The sequence below is a fragment of the Bradyrhizobium sp. genome, from assembly GCF_036009065.1.
Lineage (GTDB): Bacteria > Pseudomonadota > Alphaproteobacteria > Rhizobiales > Xanthobacteraceae > Bradyrhizobium.
The window spans coordinates 1-6,357 of sequence record NZ_DASYMN010000415.1; the positions used below are offsets into that span (position 1 = coordinate 1).

The window sequence follows — 6,357 nt, forward strand, 5'->3', positions numbered from 1 at the left end:
CATGCCGGCTGCCTCTCGTTCGAGCTGTCGTCGGGTCCAAGCCGGATCGTGACCAATTGCGGCATGCCGGCCACTGGCCGCGACAACTGGCGCGTCTTCGCGCGCGGCACGCCGGCGCATTCCACGCTGACCTATCATGAGACCTCGTCCTGCCAGTTCGTCGAACTGTCGGCGATGAAGCGGCTGTTGCAGGGCTCGCCGATCGTCAGCGGCCCGGCCAATGTCGAAAGTTTTCGCGAGGCAGTGACCAATGGGATGCTGCTGACGGCATCGCATGACGGCTACCTTGCAAAATTCGGCCTGATCCATCAGCGGGTGCTGATGGTGGCGCATGACGGCACCCGGCTCGATGGCGAGGATACGCTGAGCCCCGCGCCGGGCGGGCGGATCAAGGGCAACGACAGCGATTATGCCTTAAGGTTTCATCTGCACCCTTCGGTGAAGGCGAGCCGGCTCAGCGACGCCCGCGGCGTCATGCTGGTGCTGCCGAACCGCGAGGTCTGGACTTTCGAGGCGCTCGACGACAAGGTCGAGCTGGAAGACAGTGTCTTCCTCGCTGGCAATGACGGCCCGCGCCGCACCGCACAGATCGTGATCAAGCAGGACTCGCGGGCTGTCTCCAGCATCCGCTGGAGCTTCGTGCGCTCGAGCACCTCGGCATCGGCGACCACGGCAAAACGCAACGCCCGCCGCGAACCGGAATTGCCGCTGTAGTCCCGCATCATTGCGAACCCGTAGGGCGCAATAGCGTAGCGTATTGCGCCGCCCCTCGGGTGATGGCGGATTACGCTTTCGCTAATCCGCCCTACGGACTGTGCTCCTCGCAATGACGGTGGAGCGCGTCGAATCCGCAGTTTCATGCCCTATAAAATCATGCTACGCGGCGGGCCTATTTTACAGGATAAGATTCATGACCGACCACCGCGTGACCCGCGCATTGCTGTCCGTTTCCGACAAAACCGGCCTGATCGAGTTTGCCCGCGCGCTGGCAGGCCACGGCATCGATCTCGTCTCCACCGGCGGCACGGCGAAAGCGATTGCGGCGGCCGGATTGAAGGTCACCGACGTGTCCGATCTGACCGGTTTTCCCGAGATGATGGACGGCCGGGTCAAGACGCTGCATCCGAAAGTGCACGGCGGACTGCTGGCGATCCGCGGCAACGCAGAACATGCGCAGTCGATGAAGGATCATGGCATCGCGCCGATCGATCTGCTGGTGGTCAATCTCTATCCGTTCGAAGCGACCGTCGATGAGGGCGCCGGCTTCGAAGAGTGCATCGAGAACATCGACATCGGCGGGCCGGCGATGATCCGGGCTGCGGCGAAGAACCACGATGATGTCGCGGTGGTGGTCGAGCCGGAGGATTATCAGGCGGTGCTCGGCGAGCTCGCCGCCAACAAGGGCGCTACCAAGCTGGCGTTGCGCCGCCGTCTCGCCGCGAAGGCCTATGCCCGCACCGCCGTCTATGACGCGGCGATCTCGAACTGGCTCGCAGGCGTGCTGAAGGACGATGCGCCGGATTTCCGCAGCTTCGGCGGCCGGCTGATCCAGGCGCTGCGCTACGGCGAGAACCCGCACCAGACCGCCTCGTTCTATCGCACGCCGGATCGCCGGCCCGGGGTCGCCACGGCGCGCCAGCTGCAGGGCCGCGAGCTGTCGTACAACAACATCAACGACACCGACGCCGCCTATGAATGCATCGCCGAGTTCGACGCCGGGCGGACCGCCGCCTGCGTCATTGTCAAGCATGCCAATCCCTGCGGCGTCGCCGAAGGCGCGGATCTCGTCAGCGCCTACCGCAGGGCGCTGGCCTGCGATTCGACCTCGGCCTATGGCGGCATCGTCGCGCTCAACCGCACGCTCGATGCCGAGGCCGCCCGCGCCATCACCGAAATCTTCACCGAGGTGATCATTGCGCCCTATGCAACCGATGAAGCCATCGCCGTCGTCGCCGGCCGGAGAAATCTGCGGCTGCTGCTGGCGGGCGGCCTGCCCGATCCGCGCGCCGCGGGCCTCACCGCAAAAACCGTCGCCGGCGGGCTGCTGGTGCAGAGCCGCGACAATGCGGTAGTCGACGACATGATCTTGAAGACGGTCACCAAGCGCGCGCCATCAGATGCCGAGTTGCGCGATCTCAAATTCGCCTTCCGCGTGGCAAAACACGTCAAGTCCAACACCATCGTCTATGCCAGGGATCTCGCCACCGTCGGCATCGGCGCGGGCCAGATGAGCCGGGTCGATTCGGCACGCATTGCCGCGCGCAAGGCGCACGATGCGGCGGCCGAGGCAAAGCTCGCCGAGCCGATGACCAGGGGCGCGGTGGTGGCCTCCGATGCCTTCTTTCCATTCGCCGACGGACTATTGGTCGCAGTCGAAGCCGGCGCCACCGCGGTGATCCAGCCCGGCGGCTCGGTGCGCGACGACGAGGTCATTGCGGCCGCGGATGAGCACGGCATCGCCATGGTGTTCACCGGCGTGCGGCATTTCCGGCATTGAGCTGAGGGGCGGCGGCATTCACCAATGTCATCGCCCGGCTTGACCGGGTGACCCAGTATTCCGGAGCGCTTGTGACTTGAATCGAGAGGGCACCGCGTACTGGGTCGCCCCGTCAAGCCGGGCGATGACGACAGCGGCTAATCCTTCACCCGTCGCAGCAGCAACAGCCCGGCCAGGAAAAACACCACCACCACCGCCATGCCCGCTTTCTGGCTGGCGGTGACCGCGGTGACGACGCCGATCAAGAGCGGCCCGACAAAGGACGTGACCCTTCCGGTCAGCGCGAACAGCCCGAAATGCTGTGCGATGCGGTCCTCCGGCGCCATTCGAATCAGCTGCGACCGCGAGGCCGCCTGCAGCGGGCCGCCGGCCATTCCGATCAGGCATCCGAGCAGAAGATAGACCTTTTCGGCCGGCGCTGCGAACAGGCCGCCGCCCGGCACCGGCGGCGCGACCTGCATCAGCAGAACATGGTCGCGGTCCACCGTCAGAATCCAGATCACCGACAGTAGCAGGACGATCAGGCTGCCGGCGATGACGCGCTTCGGTCCCAGCCTGTCGTCGAGCTTGCCGCCGATCCAGGCGCCGAACGCGCCGGCGATCGCCAGCACCATGCCGAAGGTGCCGATCTGGATCGTGTTCCAACCGAAAGTGCCGGCGGCATAGATGCCGCCGAACGCGAACAGCGATATCAGGCCGTCGGTGTAGACCATGTTGGCGAGCAGGAACGCCGCCATCGACTTATGCTTCGGCAGTTCGCTCAAGGTCCGGCGCAGACCGCTCAGTCCTTCGCGCAATGCCTCGCGCACCGGGCGCCTCGCGGGATAATCCGGCGTCAGCAGGAACATCGGCAGCACGAAGATCGTGAACCACACCGCGGTGAGCGGGCCGGTGATGCGGTCGCCCTGATGACTGACGGGGTCGAGACCGAACAGCGGCATGAAGCCGAACAAGGTGCGTCCGGTCGCGGGGCTGGCGGCGAGGAAGCCCAGCACCAGGATCAGGCTCAAAATTCCGCCGACATAGCCGGTGGCCCAGCCGGTGCCGGACAGCCGCCCGATTCGATCCGGCGGCACCAGCGTCGGCATCATGGCGTTGTTGAAGACGGTGGCGAACTCGACGCCAATGGTGGCGATGCCGTAAGCGATCAGCAGCGGCAGGATCACGCTCGGGTCGCCCGGTCTGCCGATCCACATCAAGCTTGAGCCGATCACCAGCAACGCGCCGAAGGCGGCGATCCACGGCTTGCGCCGGCCGCTGGCGTCCGCAATGGCGCCGAGTACCGGCGAGAGCAGTGCGATCACCAACCCGGCGGCCGCGGTGGCAAATCCCCACAAGGCCTGGCCGCTGGCGGGATTGGAGGCCACATGGGTGGCGAAATAGGGCGCGAACACGAAGGTGGTGATCAGCGTGAAATAGGGCTGCGCGGCCCAGTCGAATAATATCCACGCTCTGACGGCGGCGCGCGGTGGATAGGTCTGTTGCATACCAGCGTTGCGCGTGTCCGATGCAAGGGCCGCCATCATCACTTTCTCGCCGAATCGTTTGCCAACGCAAGCGGACGCTATAGCATCATAGCGAATGCAGCGTGATTTGTCGGAGCAAAACATGATCCCGTTTGCCGCAGGCCGGCGCGCATTACTGGTTGCGCTGACGCTTGCGATCATCGCTTGCGGCTCATCCCGCGCGCAGGAAGGACGCCGCAGCTTTTATACGCCGCCGGCCCCCGGCATGGTTCATCCGGTGCCTGGCCAATTCGGCATGGTGGTGGCGCAGGAAAAACTCGCCGCGCGGATCGGCGCCGACATCCTGCGCCGGGGCGGCAACGCCGTCGATGCGGCGGTGGCGACCGGCTTTGCGATGGCCGTGACCTATCCCCGCGCCGGCAATATCGGCGGCGGCGGCTTTATGATCATCCACTCGGCGGATCGCAAGGAAGACATCGCCATCGACTATCGCGAGACCGCGCCCGCCGCGACCACGCGCGACATCTTTTTGGGCGCCGACGGCAAGCCGGATATCGCCAAATCCCGGGATTCGGCTTTGGCGATCGGCGTCCCCGGCACCGTCGCGGGGCTGGCGCTCGCGCTGGAAAAATACGGCTCCGGCACGTTGACGCTGGCGGATGTCATGAAACCGGCGATCGATCTTGCGCTGAGCGGCACGCGTGTCGCCGACGACAGCGCCGACACGCTACCGGAGTGGCACAAGCGGCTGGCGAAATGGCCGTCGTCGGCAAAAATCTTTTCCCGCGCCGACGGCGCTTCGCTGCGCGAGGGCGACGCGCTGGTCCAGAGCGATCTCGCAGCGACGCTGTCGGCGATATCTGCGCGAGGCCCGGATGGATTTTATCAGGGGCCGGTCGCGGAAAAGCTGGTGAAGGCCATTGCCGAGGCCGGTGGCATCATGACCGCAGACGATCTTAAATCCTATCAGCCTGTGATCCGCAGCCCCGTGCGCGGCAGCTATCGCGGCTACGACATCGTGTCGATGCCGCAGCCCTCGTCCGGCGGCGTGGTGCTGCTGGAGACGTTGAATATCCTCGAGGGCTTTGCGATGCGCGACCTGGCGCAGGGCTCGGCGCCGTCGCTGCATGTCATGATCGAGGCGATGAAGCGCGCCTATGCCGACCGCGCGCGCTATCTCGGCGATCCGGCTTTCGTGAACGCGCCGGTCTTGACTCTCATCTCCAAGGACTACGCCGCGAAACAACGCTTGAGCATCGATCTCACCCGCGCCACGCCGTGGACCGACGCGCTGTCGGCGGTGCCGCCGCGCGAAGGCGGCAACACCACTCACTTCTCGGTGGTCGACAGCCGCGGCAACGCGGTCAGCAATACCACCACGCTGAACTTCAGCTACGGCGTCGGCCTGGTGGCCGAAGGCACCGGCGTGCTGCTCAACAACGAGCTCGACGATTTCACCGCGGCGCCCGGTGCGTCGAACGCCTTCGGCCTGGTCGGCTTTGAGGCGAACCTGCCCGGTCCCGGAAAACGGCCATTGTCCTCGATGGCGCCGACCATCGTGCTGAAAGACGGCAAGCCGGTGCTGGTGACGGGATCGCCGGGCGGCAGCCGCATCATTTCCGCGGTGCTGCAGGTGATCGTCAACGTGCTGGACTATGACATGGATGTCGCCGCCGCAGTCGCCGCACCACGGCTGCATCACCAGTGGCTTCCCGACGAAGTCCGGATCGAGCGCGGCTTTAGCGATGACGCCATCGCGGCGCTGAAGGCGATGGGCCATGCGATCGTCGTGCCGCTCGGCCAGACCTCCGCCAATTCCATCGCGGTAACCCCGAACGGACTTTTGGGCGCCCCCGACCCGCGCACCCGCGGCGCCGAGGCCGCCGGGCAATAGTCCATTTCCACTTTTAATGTGCTAGCATTCTCAAAAGACCAATATGAGGGAGGTATCGTGACGCTCAAAGGCAAGACGCTGTTCATCTCCGGCGGCAGCCGCGGCATTGGGCTGGCGATTGCGCTGCGCGCCGCGCGCGACGGCGCCAATGTCGCCATTGCCGCCAAAACCGCCGAGCCGCATCCGAAGCTGAAAGGCACCATCTACACCGCCGCCGACGAGGTCCGCGCCGCCGGCGGCCAGGCGCTGCCGGTGCTGTGCGACATCCGCGATGAGGCCCAGGTCATGGCAGCGGTCGACCGGACCGTGGCCGAATTCGGCGGCATCGACATCTGCGTCAACAACGCCAGCGCCATCAGCCTGACCAACACGCTGATGACCGACATGAAGCGCTTCGACCTGATGATGGGCATCAACACCCGCGGCACCTTCATGGTGTCGAAAACCTGCATCCCGCATCTGAAGAGGTCCGAGAATCCGCACATCCTGATGCTGTCGCC

5 protein-coding genes are annotated in these 6,357 nt (G+C 65.4%); 4 read left to right on the forward strand and 1 reads right to left on the reverse strand.

Features of this window, described 5'->3' with window-relative positions; genetic code table 11:
* The coding region (locus VGP39_RS24945) for a heparinase II/III-family protein (RefSeq protein WP_327570759.1) at positions 1-714 on the forward strand (714 nt) is incomplete at its 5' end.
* Between the two features lie 196 nt (positions 715-910).
* Complete coding sequence (gene purH / locus VGP39_RS24950) at positions 911-2,497, forward strand: bifunctional phosphoribosylaminoimidazolecarboxamide formyltransferase/IMP cyclohydrolase (protein ID WP_327570760.1); 1,587 nt, start codon at positions 911-913, stop codon at positions 2,495-2,497.
* A gap of 137 nt (positions 2,498-2,634) precedes the next feature.
* Here the strand turns inward: purH and VGP39_RS24955 are convergent, their stop codons facing one another.
* A complete protein-coding gene (locus VGP39_RS24955) occupies positions 2,635-4,020 on the reverse strand; it encodes an MFS transporter (RefSeq protein WP_327570762.1) in 1,386 nt (461 codons plus the stop codon).
* Positions 4,021-4,105: 85 nt separating this feature from the next.
* On the opposite strand from VGP39_RS24955, the gene ggt reads away from it, so the two are divergent.
* Positions 4,106-5,857, forward strand: a complete 1,752-nt coding sequence (ggt, locus tag VGP39_RS24960; RefSeq protein ID WP_327570761.1) for a gamma-glutamyltransferase — start codon at positions 4,106-4,108, stop codon at positions 5,855-5,857.
* Positions 5,858-5,911: 54 nt separating this feature from the next.
* The coding region (locus tag VGP39_RS24965) for an SDR family oxidoreductase (RefSeq protein ID WP_327570763.1) at positions 5,912-6,357 on the forward strand (446 nt) is incomplete at its 3' end.